General features: G+C 68.9%; 17 protein-coding genes. 9 read left to right on the forward strand and 8 right to left on the reverse strand.

What is annotated here, in order from left to right:
• Positions 1-73: 73 nt before the first annotated feature.
• Both AC5ZH6_RS07005 and AC5ZH6_RS07010 read right to left on the reverse strand, forming a co-directional pair.
• Positions 74-1,612: a 4Fe-4S binding protein gene (locus AC5ZH6_RS07005; RefSeq protein ID WP_014359248.1), complete on the reverse strand. Its 1,539-nt coding sequence runs from the start codon at positions 1,610-1,612 to the stop codon at positions 74-76.
• A 113-nt stretch (positions 1,613-1,725) separates the two neighbouring features.
• Entirely contained in the window at positions 1,726-2,727 is a 1,002-nt protein-coding gene (locus AC5ZH6_RS07010; RefSeq protein ID WP_020172069.1) for an AurF N-oxygenase family protein, read from the reverse strand.
• Between the two features lie 276 nt (positions 2,728-3,003).
• On the opposite strand from AC5ZH6_RS07010, the gene AC5ZH6_RS07015 reads away from it, so the two are divergent.
• Positions 3,004-4,857 (forward strand): cation:proton antiporter, encoded by a 1,854-nt coding sequence (locus tag AC5ZH6_RS07015; protein WP_026920294.1) that lies wholly within the window; start codon positions 3,004-3,006, stop codon positions 4,855-4,857.
• Positions 4,858-4,865: 8 nt separating this feature from the next.
• Here AC5ZH6_RS07015 and rpsR read toward each other — a convergent pair whose 3' ends face one another.
• From rpsR to rpmB, 4 genes are read right to left on the reverse strand one after another with little or no spacing between them, the layout of a single operon-like run.
• A complete protein-coding gene (rpsR, locus tag AC5ZH6_RS07020) occupies positions 4,866-5,135 on the reverse strand; it encodes a 30S ribosomal protein S18 (protein WP_014359251.1) in 270 nt (89 codons plus the stop codon).
• A 58-nt stretch (positions 5,136-5,193) separates the two neighbouring features.
• Positions 5,194-5,499, reverse strand: coding sequence for a 30S ribosomal protein S14 (gene rpsN / locus AC5ZH6_RS07025; RefSeq protein WP_020172067.1), 306 nt, complete (start codon positions 5,497-5,499; stop codon positions 5,194-5,196).
• Positions 5,499-5,663, reverse strand: coding sequence for a 50S ribosomal protein L33 (rpmG, locus tag AC5ZH6_RS07030; RefSeq protein WP_020172066.1), 165 nt, complete (start codon positions 5,661-5,663; stop codon positions 5,499-5,501). Before rpmG ends, rpsN begins: the two co-directional genes overlap by 1 nt.
• Positions 5,663-5,899 carry a 50S ribosomal protein L28 gene (rpmB, locus tag AC5ZH6_RS07035; RefSeq protein WP_020172065.1) on the reverse strand — a complete coding sequence of 79 codons (237 nt, stop codon included), beginning with the start codon at positions 5,897-5,899 and terminating at the stop codon, positions 5,663-5,665. The genes rpmG and rpmB overlap by 1 nt, the downstream gene beginning before the upstream one ends.
• 85 nt (positions 5,900-5,984) lie before the next feature.
• Here rpmB and mrf point away from each other — a divergent pair, with 85 nt between their 5' ends.
• The 8 genes from mrf (at position 5,985) to AC5ZH6_RS07075 (ending at position 15,159) form a co-directional block, all read left to right on the forward strand.
• A complete protein-coding gene (mrf, locus tag AC5ZH6_RS07040) occupies positions 5,985-7,334 on the forward strand; it encodes a ribosome hibernation factor-recruiting GTPase MRF (protein ID WP_020172064.1) in 1,350 nt (449 codons plus the stop codon).
• On the forward strand, positions 7,331-7,615 hold the full coding sequence (locus AC5ZH6_RS07045) for a type B 50S ribosomal protein L31 (RefSeq protein ID WP_020172063.1): 285 nt from the start codon (positions 7,331-7,333) through the stop codon (positions 7,613-7,615). Before mrf ends, AC5ZH6_RS07045 begins: the two co-directional genes overlap by 4 nt.
• Before the next feature lie 86 nt (positions 7,616-7,701).
• Positions 7,702-8,265 (forward strand): hypothetical protein, encoded by a 564-nt coding sequence (locus AC5ZH6_RS07050; RefSeq protein ID WP_155828381.1) that lies wholly within the window; start codon positions 7,702-7,704, stop codon positions 8,263-8,265.
• 307 nt (positions 8,266-8,572) lie between these two features.
• Positions 8,573-10,189, forward strand: coding sequence for an FAD/NAD(P)-binding protein (locus tag AC5ZH6_RS07055; RefSeq protein WP_020172060.1), 1,617 nt, complete (start codon positions 8,573-8,575; stop codon positions 10,187-10,189).
• 1 nt (position 10,190) lies between these two features.
• Positions 10,191-10,631, forward strand: coding sequence for a hypothetical protein (locus AC5ZH6_RS07060; RefSeq protein WP_006369580.1), 441 nt, complete (start codon positions 10,191-10,193; stop codon positions 10,629-10,631).
• Positions 10,628-12,127 (forward strand): FHA domain-containing protein, encoded by a 1,500-nt coding sequence (locus AC5ZH6_RS07065; RefSeq protein ID WP_496168780.1) that lies wholly within the window; start codon positions 10,628-10,630, stop codon positions 12,125-12,127. The genes AC5ZH6_RS07060 and AC5ZH6_RS07065 overlap by 4 nt, the downstream gene beginning before the upstream one ends.
• Positions 12,128-12,161: 34 nt before the next feature.
• Positions 12,162-14,327: a cation:proton antiporter gene (locus AC5ZH6_RS07070; protein ID WP_094602456.1), complete on the forward strand. Its 2,166-nt coding sequence runs from the start codon at positions 12,162-12,164 to the stop codon at positions 14,325-14,327.
• 1 nt (position 14,328) lies between these two features.
• Positions 14,329-15,159: a protein kinase domain-containing protein gene (locus AC5ZH6_RS07075; protein WP_006369577.1), complete on the forward strand. Its 831-nt coding sequence runs from the start codon at positions 14,329-14,331 to the stop codon at positions 15,157-15,159.
• A gap of 43 nt (positions 15,160-15,202) precedes the next feature.
• Here the strand turns inward: AC5ZH6_RS07075 and AC5ZH6_RS07080 are convergent, their stop codons facing one another.
• Positions 15,203-16,978, reverse strand: coding sequence for a serine/threonine-protein kinase (locus AC5ZH6_RS07080; RefSeq protein WP_014359261.1), 1,776 nt, complete (start codon positions 16,976-16,978; stop codon positions 15,203-15,205).
• Between the two features lie 69 nt (positions 16,979-17,047).
• On the reverse strand, positions 17,048-17,401 hold the full coding sequence (locus AC5ZH6_RS07085) for a hypothetical protein (protein ID WP_006369575.1): 354 nt from the start codon (positions 17,399-17,401) through the stop codon (positions 17,048-17,050).
• Positions 17,402-17,462: the final 61 nt, after the last annotated feature.

Below are 17,462 nucleotides of genomic sequence, written 5' to 3' on the forward strand. Positions count from 1 at the left end.
ATCGTGACCGTTCCCGGTTTTCGGGGACATTCCGTCCACGAAAACGTGAGAGCTGTCCACAAATTCGTGGGGATCAGCTTCGGCCGAGTCGGGATAAAATCCCTCGCCGCGGGCCTCCCGTGGAGGCGAGCACGCCGCTCTCGAGGTCGTCGACGAGTGACCCGACCGTCTCCGCGGAGTCGGTCTTGTTGGTGCCGATGAACCCCGACGGCCCACGCTTGATCCACCCCGTGACGTACATGCCGGGCACCGCCTCGCCGGTCGATGCGTCGGCGATGACGCGTCCACCGGAATGGGGCACCACACCCGCGGCATCATCGAAGGGCAGCCCGGGCACGGGACGGCCCCGGTACCCGATCGAGGTCAACACCAGCCCGGCGTCGAGGACCTCGCAGGTGCCATCGGGGCGGTCGGTGACCACCCCGTTGGCACGGCCGTCGACGACGCGGATCTCGCGTGGCGCCCGGCCGAACGCGAAACGGATGTGCGGAACCGTGGGAGTTGGGCGGGCGGCGATCTCGCCGAGCACCTCGAGCTTGGCGCGAGCGGTCGGATCGGTCGTCGACGACGGGTCGGGGACGTCGTCGGCGTCGATGGTCACCGGGATGCCGCCGTCGACGAGCCCGACGAGTTCGGGCAGGGTGAACGCCGCATGTTCGGCGCCGCGCCGGCCGACCACCGTCACCCGCCGCACCGCGGACGAGCGCAACGCCGCGAGCGCACGGGCAGCGATGGAGGTACCGGCGAGATCGTCGGGATCACGGACGAGGATGCGCGCCACGTCGAGGGCGACATTGCCGGTACCGATCACCACCGCCTCGGGAGATGACAGATCGACGTCGAGGTCGGCGAAATCGGGATGGTCATTGTACCACCCGACGAAGGAGGTCGCGCTGGTCACGCCGCGCGCGTCGGCGCCGGCAATCTGCAGGCGCCGATCGGTCGGCGCGCCGCCCGTCCAGATCACCGCGGTGTGCCGGGCCCGTAGCTCGTCGAGGGTGAGGTCGCGGCCGATCTCGGTGTTCAGCCGGATCTCCAGACGCGGATGGCCCGCGATGTCGTCGAACAGGCGCATGACGGTGCGGGTGGACTCGTGGTCGGGGGCCACGCCGAAGCGCGCGAGCCCGAACGGCCGATCGAGCCGCTCGTACATCGTGACGCTCACCTGCGGATACCGCAGCAAATCGTCGGCGGCGTACATCGCCGACGGCCCCGATCCGACGATGCCGACCGATACCTTCCCGGCCACCGCGAGCGCGTCGGGGTGGCTGATCGGCGCGAGCGGCAACCGGCGGCCCGGATCGACCGGGAAGCGGGCTTCGGTCAGCCCGATCCGCGAGCCCGCGGCACCCGAGGTGGTGCTGGTGTACATCGACGCGTTGATGTCGATGAACCGTTCCTGGCCGTCGGTGAGACGATGCGACGCCGTGATCGCGCCGACCGGGCACGCGGTGACGCAGGCCCCGCAATCGACGCAGGTGTTGGGGTCGATGTAGAGCATCTCGGCGATGCCGAAATCGGGCTCGTCGGGGGTCGGATGAATACAGTTCACCGGGCACGCGTACACACACGACGCGTCGCCGCAGCAAGCCTGGGTGACTACATGGGGCATGGGATGAGCGATCTCTTGCTTCTACGGAAGGGACCGGACGCTTGCTACGCCGGTGAGCGGCGACCGAGGGACGCGGCGAGCGAGAGGGCCGGGGCGACCGAGGGACGGGGCGATCAGGGCGCGGTGTAGACCGGTTCGCTGCGGAACCGCGATGACCGGCCCGAGATGCCGAGTGCGCGCCACAGCGTCCGCGAGGCCGGGTTCATCAGGCCGCACTGTTCGCCGAGCATTCGGACATCACCGAAGACGTTGCGTCGCACGCGCTTGGATTCCGCTGAACGCCAGAAGATCTCGCGCATCACCGAGTCCGGCACGTCGAACTCGCGACGGAAACTGCGCGGCGGCACCATGATCGCGCCCAGCAGCAGACGCATCGCGATCGGCAGCGCCAACGACAGCACGAAGCGCTGGAAACGGTTCTTCTTCGGGACCGTCTCGCGCAGGTGATGATGAGCGAAGGAGATGTGGCGCGCCTCCTCGGCGACGTGCAGCTGCATCACCGCGGCCATCGCCGGGTGCAGGCTGTCGGTGGTACGCAGGAAGTCCTTCTGCAGGTGATCGATCGGCTCCTCGCCGCCGAGTACGCCGAAGAAGAAGACCGTCGGGAAGATCGTCGACACGAGGGGAACGAACATCGAGATCCGGCGGTAGAACGTCTTGGCCCCGGGGACATCCATCCCGATGCGGTTCACCAGCTCCTGGAACATCAGGGTGTGGTTGCACTCTTCCTTGGATTCGTGCGTGGTGTAGCGAAACCGCTTGTCGCCGTTGTCGAGTGCGAAGCTGTACTGCATCAGGCCACGGATCAGGATCGACTCGAACTGCAGGCCGACCTTGGCCACGTTGGCCTGGCGCCACATGCCGATCGCGATCTGCTTGTCCTGCGGCAGCGCCTGGTACCACGGGTGGCGCCCGATCGGGTCGACGTCATACGACAGGATCCACCGCGGGTCGTCGGGGACGACCGCCATCTCCGGGGCGTCCCAGTCGATGTCGAGGAAGGGGTCGAAGTTGCGGTGCACCGACGCGGCCGACAGGTCCTCGAGGACCTGGTTGTAGTCATTGTCTGCGTCGGACTTGTCGTGTTCGGGGACGTACTTGAGAGCCTGGGTCATCGTCGGTCTCCTCCGAGATCGGTGGGGCGTCGTACGCCGGCGGCGTCGGGCGTCATGCGACAACAATCGTTGTCATTGACGGTAAGTGCGCCCACCCTCTTGTGTCAACAGCCAATGTCACAGTCGGCGGTGTGCCACGTGTCCTCATGTTTGCCGGACGCCCGTACGGTATTGCGCCGTTCGACCCTGCCGCCGTTCGACCCTGACGCCGCTTGACCCTGACGCCGTTCGACTCCGCCTGGCTCGAGCACCGGCACTCGGGAGACGATGTGGGTCATGGAGAAGATCCTGATCGTCGTCGGAGCGATCCTGCTCATCGTGGCCGTCACCGAGATCGCTCCGCGTATTCGTGTGCCCGCGGCACTCGCGCTGGTGGTGATCGGCGCGGCCATCGGCATCATGCCGATCGTTCCGGCGCTGCACCTGGACCCGGAATGGATTCTCGTCGGCGTGCTCCCACCGTTGCTCTACGCCGCCGCCGTGCAGATGCCCGCGATGGAGTTCCGTCGCGACTTCGGGACGATCAGCGCGCTGTCGGTGCTGCTCGTGCTGGTCAGTGCGCTGGCCCTGGGGTTCTTCTTCTGGGCGGTGGTTCCCGGGATCGGCCTGGCCACCGGGGTGGCGCTCGGGGCCATCGTGAGTCCCACCGACGCGGTGGCCACCTCGATCGCCAAGAAACTCGGCGTGCCGTCGCGGGTGACCGCGGTGCTCGAGGGCGAGAGCATGCTCAACGACGCCACGTCGCTGGTGCTGTTGCGGGCCGCGATCGCGGCCACGGCCGCGACCATCTCCTTCTGGGGAGTGCTGGTCAACTTCGCCTACGCGGTGGTGCTGGCCGTGGCGATCGGCGCGGTCGTCGGGATGCTCAATCTGCGTGTGCGGGCCCGCGTCCACGACCCGGCGGTCAACACGGCGATCTCGTTCACCGTGCCGTTCCTGGCGTATCTGCCGACCGAGGAACTGGGTGCGTCGGGGTTGGTCGCGGCCGTCACGGCCGGGCTGATCACCGGCGCGGGCGCCACGCGATTCCTCACCCCGCGCCACCGCATCTCCGACACCCAGAACTGGCGGATGGTCGCGATGCTCGCCGAGGGTGGCGTCTTCTTCCTCATGGGTCTGGAGTTGTTCGGCCTCATGGGAGATGTCGTCAACGAGCACAACGGGGTGCAGCACGCGGTGTGGCTCGGTCTGGCAGCTCTCGGGGTGGCGCTGGCGATCCGGGCCGTCTACATCGTGCCGCTGGTGTGGTGGGTCGATCGCCGACGCCAGCGCGGCGAGGCGATGCGGCCGATCCTGGAGAACTACACCGCGACCGCCACGGCAGGGGCGTCGAAACGCGACGACGCCCGGGTCCGCCGCCGATTCACGCGGTGGCGACGCCGGTTCCACCTCCGTCGCCATCCCGACCCGGACAAGACGTCTCCGACGACGATGTCGCCGGAGACGGCCGGCCGGATCAACGCGCGGATCACCCGGGCGCTGGCCGACATCGACTACTACGACGACGCGCCCTTGGGGCGCAAGGAGGGCGTCATCATGGTGTGGGCGGGGCTGCGCGGCGTCGTCACCGTCGCCGCCGCTCAGACCCTGCCCGACGACACCCACTCCCGGTCACTGCTGGTGCTGACCGCGTTCGTGGTGGCGGCCGCGTCACTGCTCCTCCAGGGCGGGACGCTGTCGTGGCTCATCCGCAGACTGCGACTGCCCGACACCGTCGAGGACAAGCGCGCCGAACGCCTGCGACTGCGCGCCGACATGGACGCCACCATGCAGACCGCGATGGCGCAATCCGAGGTGGTCCGTGAGATCCCTTGGCTGCGTGTGCGTATCGAACAGGCCACTCGCGAGGCCGAAGACATCGATGAGGGAGATGTCGAGGACGGGGACATGAGCGACGGGGACAGAAGCGAGGGGGCGAACCCCGGGCCCGTCATGGGCACGGGCGCCACCTATGGCCTGAACCTCGCCGAGCGCGCACAGATGCGGGCGGTGCGCCGGGAGATCATCGCGGTCCAGCGTGCACGCCTGCTGAGTTTGCGCCGCGAGGGCAGCTACTCGTCGGAGGCGCTGTCGCGAGTCCTCAATCAGCTCGACGCCGAGGAGATCAGCCTCGATCTCCAAGGCGGCTGAACCCGGCGTCAGCGTCGGGAGTCGAAGGGCAACAACGCCATTTCTCGCGCATTGCGGATCGCGGTGGCGACCTGACGCTGCTGCTGTGGGGTCAGGCCGGTGACCCGGCGCGGCCGGATCTTGCCGCGATCGGAGATGAACTGCCGGAGCGTCTCGATGTCCTTGTAGTCCACCGGATCCCGACCTGTCGGGTGTATACCCATGGCGCTCAGCTTGTTTCGTGCTCGTTGCGGGGTCTCGTCGCGGCGCGTGCCGCGCTTGGTGTTCGACGGGGGCATGGATGTTCTCCTGAAGGGGTTGACGGATGACAGGTGTCGACCGGATGGTGGTGCGCGGTCACCAGCTCGACTTGGCTATCCCGGGCAGCTCGCCGCGATGCGCCAACTCGCGGAAGCGGACTCGAGAAAGGCCGGCCTTGCCGATGTATCCCCGAGGGCGGCCGTCGACGGCGTCGCGGTTGCGGATGCGCACCGGGCTGGCGTCGCGGGGCAGTGCCTGTAGGCGGCGTCGGGCGTCGTCACGCGACTGCGGGCTCGCGGTCGGGTCGGCGATGACACTCTTCAGCTGCGCTCGCCGCTCGGCGTAGCGGGCGACGATCTCCTTGCGCTTCTCGTTCTTGATGATCTTCGATTTCTTGGCCATCAGCGGTCCTCCTTGAAGTCGACGTGCCGACGGGCGATCGGGTCGTATTTCTTCAGGACCATGCGATCGGGATCGTTGCGGCGGTTCTTGCGGGTCACGTAGAAGTAGCCGGTGCCGGCCGTCGAACGGAGTTTGACGATCGGGCGGATCTCGTTGCGGGCCATCAGATCTTCTCCCCGCGGGCCCGGATCTCGGCGACGACGGCCTCGATGCCGCGCCGGTCGATGGTCTTGATGCCGCGGGCACTGACGCGCAGCGTGACGTGGCGATCCTCGCTGGGCAGATAGAACCGGCGGCGTTGGATGTTGGGATTCCAGCGGCGATTGGTCCGCTTGTGTGAGTGCGACACCGACTTGCCGAATCCGGGTGTTGCGCCGGTGACCTGGCAACGCGCAGACATGCACACCTCCTTATTGAAAACGATTGGCGTTAGAACCCGCAGAAGGCTACCGTGAAAGCCCTGTAAATGAAAATTGTTACCAACAATGGAAGGGGTGATCGAGATCGACCCGCACTCGCACGAGGCCGGTGGCCCGACGCGCCGCCGGACGCCGGTCACACTCGTCACCGGACTCGATTCCGCCGCAGTAGGGCGCGCAGCCCACGCGCTCGTGATGGCCGGCGTGGTGCTGGTGCACCACGATCTCGGTGCCATCGCCTCGGGCCGGGTGATCCGCACCGTCACCTCGGTGAGCGCCGACGGGTGTGCCGTCGAGCAGATCACCGAGGTCGTCCTCGAGCACGGCTGCGTCTCCTGCACGCTGCGTGAGGACCTGTTGCCGCTGCTACGTCGGCTGCATCAACGTGATTCGGTCGACGAGATCGTGCTGCGCCTCGACCCACTCGTCGAGCCGGAAGCGTTGAGCTGGGCCATCGACAACGTCATCGTCGCCGACATGCCGGGATTCGTCGACGGTCCGGCCGGCCGGGACGTGCAGATCACCGCGACGATCGCCTGCGTCTCGGAGATGGGATGGCTCGAGGACGCCACCGGTGACGTCACCCTGGCCGAGGCGGGGATGGGTGTCGACGACGACGATCGCACCCTGGCCCAGCTCGCGGTGGGACAGGTTGCCTTCGCCGACGCGCTGATCATCCAGGCCGCCGACCCGGTCATGCGCGACGCATGGCAATCGGCCCGGCTGATGGCGGTACTGCGTCGGGTCGCGCCGCGCGCACCGATCCTCATGGAACTGCCGCAGCGCCGGTTGACCGCGGTCACCGTCATGCAACTGTTGCGCGCGATCCCCGACGATGCGCGTCGTGGCCGGATCGACGGCCCGCACGATCCGCTGCTGCGTCACCAACCGCCGCTGGTCGACGAATGTGGGGTCGGCATCGTCGAATTCAACGCCGATCGTCCGTTCCATCCCGAGCGGCTGCACGAGGCGCTCGACGCCCTCCTCGACGGCGTCGTGTGTGCACGCGGCCGACTGTGGTTGGCGACCCGCCCCGACCAGGCGTTCTGGTTGGAGTCGGCGGGGGAGGCGCTGAAGGTGGCCGAGGGTGGCCGGTGGCTGGTGGCGATGGACGCCGAGGAGCAGGCCGAGCAGGACCCGGAACGACGGGCGATGGCGGCCCTGCGCTGGCATCCCGAACACGGCGACCGGCACAGCGCACTCGTCGTCATCACCCATCGCGCCGACCCCGACCACATTCGTCACGCACTCAACGGCGCCTGCCTCGACGACCACGAGATGGCCGCCGGACCCCGGGCGTGGGCGCACTTCCCCGACCCCTTCGGCACCGAACACACCGATCCGTGCGACGACCTGACCCTCGGTGACCCCGCACTCGCCGACCACACCGACATCCCTCGAGAGGACCACCCATGAAACCCGGCATCCACCCCGACTACCACCCGGTCGTCTTCCGCGACGCCTCCACCGGCACCGCGTTCCTCACCCGCTCGACGATGACGTCGGAGGCCACCGTGGAGTGGTCCGACGGCAACACCTATCCGCTGGTGGTCGTCGACGTGACCAGCGACTCGCACCCCTTCTGGACCGGGGCGAACCGTCTGGTCGACACCCAGGGTCGTGTGGAGCGTTTCCGCCGCCGGTACGGCGATCGGGCGAATCGGACGAAGGGTACGCCCGCACCGTCGCCCGAATAGGCCCTCACCAGCGGCGACGGCGTCGTCCTCTGTTCGATTGGTTAACTCCGCTGCCACCGGCGGTCACGGGTTAGAGTGGCTGCGTCATGCAGTCGAACCCACCGGAGGACACCATGCTCCCGCGTCCCGCGCGACCGGCCCGAACGTTGCGAGGCCACGCCGTTCGGGTCCTGCTGGTGACGGCGGCGTTGCTGGTGGCGGTCCTCGCGACGGGCGCGCCGGCGTCCGCGGAACCCCCGGGCGGCGCGCCGTCGGCGCCGGTGGTCGACGAGCCCGGCAGTGTGGTCCCGTCGCCGTCTGACACACCGTCGGAGACGACGACGGTGCCGACCACCTCCGAGCCGCCCGTGTCGTCGACGCCGCCTTCCGAGCCGTCGTCGACGCCGCCGTCCACCCCGAGCCGGACACCGTCGACGACGGTCGCACCGACCACGGTGCAAGAGGTCCCGCAGCAGACCATCCCGGTGCCGAGTACCACCGCGCCGTCGTCGTCGGCGCCGGCGACAGTCACCCAGAACGTCATCCCGGTGGCGCAGAAGAAGTCGACGACCGCGCGGACCGCGCTGATCGCCGTCTCGGTGATCGCGATCGTCGGTGCCGCCGCGATCCTGGCCTATCTGCTGGTCGGCCGAATGCGGAGCCGGCGATGACAGTGCGGAATCGACGATGACGGTGCAGGGACCCGGTTCTCACGGACCCCGGCCGGGAGGGCCACCGCATCAGCCCGGTGTGCGTCCGCCGGTGCCGCCGGCGAACCCGACACGCCACGTTCCGGCGCCGGGTGCGCCCGGCCCGGTGGGACCGCCGCCGGGTGTCGCACCTCGCCCCGGGCCGCCGGGCCGCCATCCGGGGGCGCCACAGCCCGGCCGTTACCGGCCCGGCCCGGCCGGTCCCGCGCAACCCGGTCCCGGCCAACCCCGTCCGGCTCCACCCCGTCCCGCGCCGCCCGGCTCGCCGGTGCCGGGTCCCGAATCGCGGGGGTTCGGCGATGCCGAGGGCCGAACACGCTCGGGCCGCGGCGATCTCACACCGGAGCTGATCGAGACCGACGTGTGGACCGACGCCATGGTCGAGCAGGCCGGGATCCCGGTCGTCGACGTGCCGTTCGTGACCGTGGGGTCGGGGATCGGGTCGTTCGTCACCGTCGATTACCTGCGGATCTGCGGTGTGCCACTGGACCGGATCGTGGTGCTCGGCCCCCAGGATGTGCCGTGGCACTCCTACGAATACCTCACGCGGGTTTCGCAGATCCCGCGCGGTGAGCGGCTGCGATCGGATTCGGCGTCCACGCCGGACAACATCTGGGGTTTCCCGTCCTACGCGGTCCGCGAGGCGTGGGCGACCAAGTCGATCAAGCCGCTCTGGAATGTCGCCGTCGAACCCATCTTCGCCAACTACTACACGCCCAAGGCGGGCCACGCCTTCGAGTCGATGGAGAGGGAATGCCACCGCATCGGGTATCTGCAGTGCCTGCGACAGGGTCAGGTGCGGATGATCCGACGCCGTGCCGGCGGCGGGTACTTCACGATCCTCACGCCACCGAGCGGACCCGAGGCCGGTCCGGGGGCGCCGACGCGGCGAATCGCGTTCCGTAGCCAGTGGGTTCACGTCGCGATCGGCTATCCGGGCATCAAGTTGCTGCCCGACCTGCAGGCGTTCCGGGAGACCTATCGGGATGCGAGCAAGGTCGTCAATGCCTATGAGCCGCACGAGCACATCTACCAGGCGTTGCAGCGGCGCCCGGCAACGGTGATGATCCGCGGCGCGGGCATCGTCGCCTCGCGGGTGCTGCAGCGGCTGATCGACGACCGCGACGCACTCGGCCTGCAGACGCAGATCGTGCACCTGTTCCGCACCTACGTCGACAAGTCGCACGGGCCGCATATCTTCATGCGGCGCAAGGGAAAAGACGGCTGGGCCTATCAGGGCTTCAACTATCCGAAGTCGGTGTGGGGTGGCCAGCTCAAGGCGCGGATGCGCAAACTCGAGGGGCACGAACGCGCCGAGGCGTACAAACAGATGGGTGGCACCAACACACCGGTGCGCGACTCCTGGCAGGAACAGCTCAAGCGCGGCCGTCGCGAGGGCTGGTACCGGGTGGCGGTCGGCAAGGCGGAGTCACTGGTGCCCGCCGCCGGAGGACAAGGCGTGGTGGCGACGGTTCGCGTCGACCCACACGCCTCGATCACACAGGAGGCCCGACCCGACGGGACCTTCGAGCTGTACGCCGACTACGTGATCGATTGCACGGGACTCGAAGCCGATGTGCGCGAACATCGGTTGCTCGCCGACCTGCTCGATCACACCGGCGCGGGTATCAATCCGGTCGGCCGGATGGACGTGGACCGCAACTTCGAGCTGATCGGTACTCGCAACGGCAACGGCCGGATCTACGCGTCCGGGTCGGCCACTCTCGGTGGCTATTTCCCCGGCGTCGACACCTTCCTCGGTTTGCAGATCGCCGCGCTGGAGATCGTCGACGACCTGGCGAAGCAGGGCTTCTGCAAACGGTTGTCGCCCTGGCGCTCGACGGCACAGTGGTGGCGCTGGGCGCGCGGGAAGGGTGTGGACTGACATGTTGCCGACCCTGTGGGGAAGAATTCAGACGCGAATCCTGGTGCTGGGCATCGTCGGTGGGATCTGGACGCTGATCATCGGTCCGTTTCTGCCCGACGGCGCCGCGCTCGGCGACACCTATGCGGTGGCGTTCCTCGTGCTCGCGGTGGTCGTCGTACTCGGCGTCGCGTGGGAGTTCGTGTATCACCTTCTGCAACAATTCCGTTGGGAAAAGGACTGGCCGACGTTGTTCGGGTTGCTCACCGGGATCAACGAGGGCGTCGTCGCCTGGTTCGTCGTGCAGTACGTGCCGATCTTCCCGGGCGATCTCGGCCCGCCCCCGGCCGGTGCGTATGCGCTGCAGTTCGTGACGACCTGGCTGGTCGTGTGGGTGGTCCTCAACGGGCCGTTGCGGGTGATCTTCCCGCACTGGAGATTTCAGGGAGGGCGGTTCGTGTGAGCGCTCCTGTGCCAAGCCCGGGTGTGACACCGCTGGTGACGTTGGTGCCCGGCCCGGGGATCGTCATCCGCAAGACCGCGTTCCTGTGTGTGCTCGGGGACAATGCTCGTGCACTGCTGCCCGACATCCTTGCGATCGAGGACGCGGTGGCCACCGCCGACCGGATGCCGCGCCGCGGTCGCCACGTGGTGCGGGCGGTGGCACAACTCGCGGCGACCGCCGATCTCGATCAGGTCGCCGACATCGGTTTCGCCGCACCCGACAGCGTGGGGATCGCGATCTATCTGAGCGGCACGGTCTTCGGTGAGGCCGATGGTCGTCGCCTGCGCGCCGACGGGTCCGAGCCGTTCGACCGGGCGATCCCCTGGCCGTATGAGGGTCTCGGGCTGTACCTCGCCGATGCCGTTCCCGCCGAGCCCGGTGAGGAAACCTACGATCTCGTCGAGGGTTTCGTCCCGGCCGCCGGCGCCCTGCTGCACACCCCACTGGGTATGCGCGGTACCGAGGTCCTCGATCTCGGCTCGGCGGCCCCCGAGCCGCGCGCCGCGACACCGCCGCGCCCGGCACCCCAGGCCCCCGCACCCCAGCCCGCACCCCAGGACTCCGCACCGGAACCCGAAGCACCGCAACGGGTTCCCGCCCAATCCGACTCCGCCCATCCTGGTCCGGATCGGCCCGAGCCGGCCCGGCCCGAGGCCGCACAGCCGGTGTCGATCGCCAAGGCCCCGGAGCCGCCCCGGGAGTTCCAGTCGTCCTCGCTGGCCCCGGACGACGCCGACGAACCGCCACGCCCCGGGCTCGCCCGCGCCGACCGCCCCGCACCCGCGGCCCCGCAGCGTGAATCGGGACAGCGTGATCCGCTGCCGCGCCGCGACCCGTCGCCACCACCGGCGCCGGTGCCGAATCACGACTTCCGGGTCGACTCCTTGCAGGACGCTGTGCCCGAACAACGCGAACCGTTGCCGGTGCAGGAAAGACAGAAACCCGCCACCGAAGTCGTCAAGCTCGTCGAGTCACGCGCTCACGTCCACGGAATCCGCTGTAGTCGCGGACATCTGAACCATCCGCGGTCCTGGCTGTGCGGGGTGTGCGGGATTCGGATGGATCAGCTGACCGGCATTCTCGTCGAAGGGGAGCGCCCGCCACTGGGATGGCTGTTGCTCGACAACGGCTCCACCTACCTGCTCGACGAGGACCTGGTGATCGGACGTGAGCCGGGGGCGCCGACCCGTCCGGGCCGAGGCGCGCCGAAACCCATCCGGGTGCAGGACGAGTCGGGTCAGCTCTCCCGCAGGCACATCGAGATCCGGTTGGTCGAGTGGGATGTGCACCTGATCGACCTCGGCTCGGCGAACGGCACCTACGTCAGCGACCCCGCGATGGGCAACCGGGAGATCCGGCTGACGCCTCGGCAACCCCACCTGCTGACGCCCGGATCGCACGTGCGAATCGGGGGACGGCACTTCATCTTCGAGTCCCCGCACGCCCGGGCGTGATCCGGGTAGCGAGAATCGTGACGGGATCGGACTGATGGACGCACACACGGTGGCCTTCCTGCTGATCGACGTGGCGGTGGTGATCGCCGCCGCGCGGATCGGCGGACGTATCGCGCAGGCCTGCCGGCAGCCCGCGGTCGTCGGTGAGATCGCGGCCGGAATCGCGTTGGGCCCCAGCCTGCTCGGGCTGCTGCCCGGAAACCCGACCGAGGCGTTGTTCCCCACCGAGGTGCAACCGCTGCTCGGCGCGCTCGCCCAGATCGGGCTCGTGCTGTTCATGTTCATCGTCGGACTCGAACTCGACATGCGTTTGGTCGCCGGACGTGAACGGGCCGCCGCGACCATCTCGGTGTGCTCGATCGTGGTGCCGTTCGCGCTCGGTGTCGGTCTCGCGGTGGTGCTCTACCCGACCAACACGGTGGTGGGCGGCAAGGAGATCGGCCTGACCGGGATGGCCCTGTTCCTCGGCATCGCCATGTCGATCACGGCGTTTCCCGTGCTGGCCCGCATCCTCACCGATCGGGGCATGCAGCGCACCCCGCCGGGTGTGTTCAGTCTGGCTGCCGCGGCCGTCGACGACATCATCGCCTGGACCGCATTGGCTTTCGTCATCGCGGTCATCTCCGGTGGCAGCCCGCTCGCGGTCGCGCGCATCGTCGGTCTGACGGCGGCCTACGTGGCGGTGATGTTCCTGATCGTGCGGCCGTTGCTGCGCAAGCTCGTCACCTGGCGTGACCGGGCCGGTCGCATGACGCCCGACATCCTCGCGGTCATCCTGATCGGGTTGTTCTGCTCGGCCGCGGCGACCGACATCATCGGCATCCATCAGATCTTCGGTGCCTTCGTGTTCGGCGCGATCATGCCCAAGGTGGGCGGTGAAGCGCTCACCCGCGAGATCCTCGAACGACTCGAGCAGGTCAGCGTCCTGCTGTTGCTCCCGATGTTCTTCGTCGTCACCGGACTCGGCGTGAACCTCGCCGGTATGGGACCCAACGCCTGGTGGCAACTGCTCGCGGTCCTCGCGGTCGCGATCGTCGGCAAGTTCGCCGGGGCCTTCACCGGCGCGAGACTCTCGCGAATACCGTCACGCCAGGCGTCGGCGATCGCGGTGCTGATGAACACCCGTGGACTCACCGAACTGGTGATCCTCAGTGCCGGAAAGCAACTCGGGGTCCTCTCCGACGAGCTGTTCGCGATGATGGTGGTCATGGCCCTGGTCACCACGATCCTCGCCGAGCCGCTGCTGCGGGTGATCTACCCGGACTCGGTCATCGCCCGGGACATCGCGGCCGCCGAGCGGCGGGCTCTGGCCGCGGGCACGGCGTCGCGCACCATGATCGTCCTCGGCGACCTCGATGCCGAGGTCGGCGAACTCCTCACCCGGCACCGCCGACTGCTCGCCGCCGGGGTGGGCACCGACGTGGTGATCGCCGGCGTGTTGCCCGCCGTCGGGCCCACACAGCGTCTGGAACTCGGGGTGCCGTTGGTACCCGACCTCTCGGCGATGGCGTCGGCGGTGGAGAAGCTGACTGCGCTGGGCAACCGGCTCGAGGGTGTGTGTTCGGTGTCGGTGTTGTGCCGCTTCAGTTCCGACCCCGGTGCGGATCTGGAGGAGATGGCCGCCAACTGCGCCGCCGACGTCGTCGTCATCGACACGAGCCGGCGCGACATGGCCGCCGAGGTGACGAGTGCACCGGTGCTCGTCGTCGACGAGTCACCGGCCGCCGGTGCAGTGCCGGGGACCGCGCCGCTGGTCTGCGCCGCCACCGACAGCAGGTCCGGGCGCACCGCCGTGCTGTTGGCCGCTGCGCTGTGCCAACCGGTCGGCGGCACGTTGACGGTGATCGCCGCCTCGTCGCGCCGGCGTCTGTCCGCCGACCTGGCGCCGGTTTCCGACCTCGGGGTGCGCGTGACGGTGACCGGTGACGCCGACCTGCTGGTGATCCCTGGCACGCTCGTTCTCGTCGCCGACGACGCCACGACACCGGGTGCCGGACCCGCCACCCTCACGGTGGCCCCGGCCTACACCGTCATCGATCACACCGGCACGAGCGAGCAGTCGATCGCCGAGCGCATCGGAATCCGGTTCGCCGGACGTGGCCCGGGAACCGCCGTGGCCGCACCGCCACACCCGCAATCACCAGAATCCCCGTCCCCACAATCGCCGCCACCATCCACCGCATCCCCGGAGAGGCACTGACATGGCAGAAGTCGATGTCCCACAACAGCTCGCGGATTTCACCGTGCTGCGCCGACTCGGTGAGGGCGGTAACGGCACCTTCTATCTGGCGGTGCCACCACAACGACTCGGGCTCGCCACCGACCGCGTGGTGCTCAAGGTGTTCAGTGGGGTGTGCAGCGACGACGCCTACCGGCGCGGGGTGCGGGAGCTACGCGCGTTCGCCGCGGTGCGCTCGCCCTATCTCGCGTCGCTCTACGACGCGGTGCTGCAGGGCCAGTTCATGTACGCGATGGAGTTCTTCCCGCTCGGTTCGCTGCAGGCGCCCGCGGAGGCGCTGACCCGGGAGGTGGCGCTCGCCGCACTCGCCGACGCCGCCCGTGGTGTCGACGCATTGCACGAGGCCGGGATCGCACACGCCAACATCACCCCGTCGAGTGTGATGCTCACCGGGGGAGAGGGCCCGAAGGTACACGGCGGCAAGATCTCCGACCTCGGCCTGGCCCGGGTGCTCGCCGCCGACGAACCGATCACCAGCTTCGCCCAGCCCGGCGCCGTGCAATACATGGATCCTGCGCTGCTCGCCGGTGATGTACCGTCCCGGGCCACCGACATCTGGTCACTCGGCGCAGTGCTGCATCGCGCGCTGACCGGTAAGGGCGTCTACGGTGAGGTCCCCGACGCCCAGCCGCTGCTGGCGATCCGCGCGGCCCTGTCGACCCCGCCCGCGCTGTCGGAGAACCTCGAACGCGCCGAACGTGCCCTGATCGCCAATTGCCTTGCGCTGTCCGGGGAGCGGCCCGCGACCGCGGGCGAGGTGGCCGAACGGATCGACCGGCTCAGGCACGCCTGACCGGCGGCGGGCCGGCGATGCCCACCCGGACGGGCCGAGGGCCCTACGAGCCGAAAGGTGCGTTGCGCCACCACTCGTCGAGTACCTGCTCGCCGGTGTGCCCGGCCCAGGTGGCCACCACCGTGTAGGGCGCGCGGGCGGAATCGTTGAAATTGGTGATCACCCACCCGTTGGCGACGGTGGTGCGCGACACCCGAACCGACCCCTGCGCCCACGTCCGGGGCGTGCCCGGCTGGGAACCGACGAGGTCATCGACGATGGCGCGGTCGTCTGCGGTCGGGGTGTGCCACACCGTGTACTGCACCCCCGAGGATGCGGTGCAGCTGATCGCGTCGAGTCCGTTGCCGGTGGCCGCCGAGCACGTCGCGCCGCCGAAGCCCTGCGCCTCGGGTCCGGCGGGCAGCAACTGCGGGAACTGTTCGGCGATGGATGCGCTTGCCGCCGACCATGTTCCGGTATCGGGGCGATCGACGTAGGCCAGTGCACCGGCGATCACGCCGATCAGCGCGAGAACCGTCGCCAGCGACACCAGGAGCGTCGTCTTGCGACGATCGTCGCGTCCGGCGGGAGGCGGCGTAACCGGCCGTCGGCCCCGGGTCTGGACCACCTGGGTTGCGCTGTCCGGGTTTCCGGCGGGGGAGAACACACGACCCGACATTCCACCGGTCCGGGGGTCGGAGCGCCTCGCATCGGAGAAACGTGGATCGGAGAACCGTGGATCGGAGGACACCGACGTCGGCGCCCGCCGGGAACCGGTGTGCGCGCCGGGATTCGACGTCTGCCCGGTGATCAGGGCGGTGTGCATCCCCGACGACAGCGGCGAGTTCGGTGACGGCGCCACCCCGACGGCGGTGGCGGCGGCATAGCAGAACTCCGCGCACGTGCGGTACCGTTCGTCGGGTTCCTTGGCCAGTGCGATCGAGAGGACCGTGTCGAGTTCCGGCGGCAGCGTCGGTACCCGGTCTCGGACCGATGGCGGCGTGTCGTGTAGGTGTGCGCTCATCGCGGCGAGTCGATTGTCACGGGGGAACGGCGGTGCGCCGGTGAGTAATTCGACAAAGGTGCAGGCGAGCGCGTAGATGTCGGCGCGCCCGTCGAGCTCGTAGCCGTGCAACTGCTCCGGGGACGCGTAGGGCACCGAGGCGACGGTCAGCCCGGTGTCGGTGAGGTGCATGGCGTCGTCGACGGCGCGAGCGATACCGAAGTCGGTCAACATGATCGCGCCGGTGGTGCCGTCGTCGTCGGACTCGATGAGGATGTTCGCCGGTTTGACGTCACGATGCACCATCCCGCGCCGGTGCGCGTGATCCAGCGCGATCCCGATCTCGGAGATGATGTGCACGGCGAAGGCCGGGTCGATGCCCGTCGGGCGGCTACGGATCAGCGATGCGGCGTCGTAGCCGCGGACATAGCGCATCGCGATCCACAGCTGGCCGTTCTCGACGCCACGGTCGTAGACCGAGACGATGTTGCGGTGCTCGAGGCTGCCGGCGAGGTCGGCTTCGCGTTCGAAGCGGGCACGAAAGCTCGGATCATTGGAGAACGAGGGATTGAGCAGCTTGAGGACGTCCAGACGTGGCAGGCGCGGATGCGCCGCCACGTACACGGTGCCCATTCCGCCGTGACCCAGCACCCGATCGATGCGGTAGCCGGCGAAGACGGTTCCGGGGCTGAGTTGGCCGTAGTGTGCCGGTGCCTGCGGCTGTGTGGGGGCAGGCTCGGACGGCGTCTGCTGTTCGGGCGGTGTGGTCGGGCCCTCACCCTCCGGCGCAACCTCACCCTGCGTCACGTTCTCGCTCCCGTTGCGCTCCTGGCCCATTGCGGTACGAGTGTAGCCGGTGCACCTGCGCCGATCCGGCGGTGTGTGGGCCGATCAGGTGTGGACCGATCAGCCGACCAGTGCGGGAGCCGTGCTGAACAGGAAGACCACGAAGGTGGCGAGCAGAAACCACGCCGCACCCTGCCACACCTGCCAGCGCCCACCCGCGCGCCAGACGGTGTAGGTCCGCCACAAACCGCCGAGGGCGCCGACGCCGACGACGATCGGGGCGGCGACCACCAGTGCGGTGCGCAATCCGTCCGAGGATGCCAACGCGACGAGCAGCGTCGCCAGGCCGAGACCGATGACCACGATTCCGTAGGTGACGGCGGCGCGCAGAGTCGACGGCTCCTCTGGGCCCGGTCCCGGGGGAGAACCGGGCGGGCGGGAATCGGGTGGTGGGGGTGTTTCGTCGGGGGTCATCGACCTTCCGGACATCGGATCGCGGGGGATGTGAATCGGTCATCTCCGACCCTACGCTCCG

The organism is Gordonia sp. YC-XJ4 (genome assembly GCF_059511865.1).

What these genes read in the sequence shown, in the direction of transcription:
- AC5ZH6_RS07005 (WP_014359248.1), bottom strand. Translation starts at nt 1,612, where the DNA reads ATGCCCCATGTAGTCACCCAGGCTTGCTGCGGCGACGCGTCGTGTGTG.
- AC5ZH6_RS07010 (WP_020172069.1), bottom strand. Translation starts at nt 2,727, where the DNA reads ATGACCCAGGCTCTCAAGTACGTCCCCGAACACGACAAGTCCGACGCA.
- AC5ZH6_RS07015 (WP_026920294.1), top strand. Translation starts at nt 3,004, where the DNA reads ATGGAGAAGATCCTGATCGTCGTCGGAGCGATCCTGCTCATCGTGGCC.
- rpsR (WP_014359251.1), bottom strand. Translation starts at nt 5,135, where the DNA reads ATGCCCCCGTCGAACACCAAGCGCGGCACGCGCCGCGACGAGACCCCG.
- rpsN (WP_020172067.1), bottom strand. Translation starts at nt 5,499, where the DNA reads ATGGCCAAGAAATCGAAGATCATCAAGAACGAGAAGCGCAAGGAGATC.
- rpmG (WP_020172066.1), bottom strand. Translation starts at nt 5,663, where the DNA reads ATGGCCCGCAACGAGATCCGCCCGATCGTCAAACTCCGTTCGACGGCC.
- rpmB (WP_020172065.1), bottom strand. Translation starts at nt 5,899, where the DNA reads ATGTCTGCGCGTTGCCAGGTCACCGGCGCAACACCCGGATTCGGCAAG.
- mrf (WP_020172064.1), top strand. Translation starts at nt 5,985, where the DNA reads ATGGAAGGGGTGATCGAGATCGACCCGCACTCGCACGAGGCCGGTGGC.
- AC5ZH6_RS07045 (WP_020172063.1), top strand. Translation starts at nt 7,331, where the DNA reads ATGAAACCCGGCATCCACCCCGACTACCACCCGGTCGTCTTCCGCGAC.
- AC5ZH6_RS07050 (WP_155828381.1), top strand. Translation starts at nt 7,702, where the DNA reads ATGCAGTCGAACCCACCGGAGGACACCATGCTCCCGCGTCCCGCGCGA.
- AC5ZH6_RS07060 (WP_006369580.1), top strand. Translation starts at nt 10,191, where the DNA reads ATGTTGCCGACCCTGTGGGGAAGAATTCAGACGCGAATCCTGGTGCTG.
- AC5ZH6_RS07070 (WP_094602456.1), top strand. Translation starts at nt 12,162, where the DNA reads ATGGACGCACACACGGTGGCCTTCCTGCTGATCGACGTGGCGGTGGTG.
- AC5ZH6_RS07075 (WP_006369577.1), top strand. Translation starts at nt 14,329, where the DNA reads ATGGCAGAAGTCGATGTCCCACAACAGCTCGCGGATTTCACCGTGCTG.
- AC5ZH6_RS07080 (WP_014359261.1), bottom strand. Translation starts at nt 16,978, where the DNA reads ATGGGCCAGGAGCGCAACGGGAGCGAGAACGTGACGCAGGGTGAGGTT.
- AC5ZH6_RS07085 (WP_006369575.1), bottom strand. Translation starts at nt 17,401, where the DNA reads ATGACCCCCGACGAAACACCCCCACCACCCGATTCCCGCCCGCCCGGT.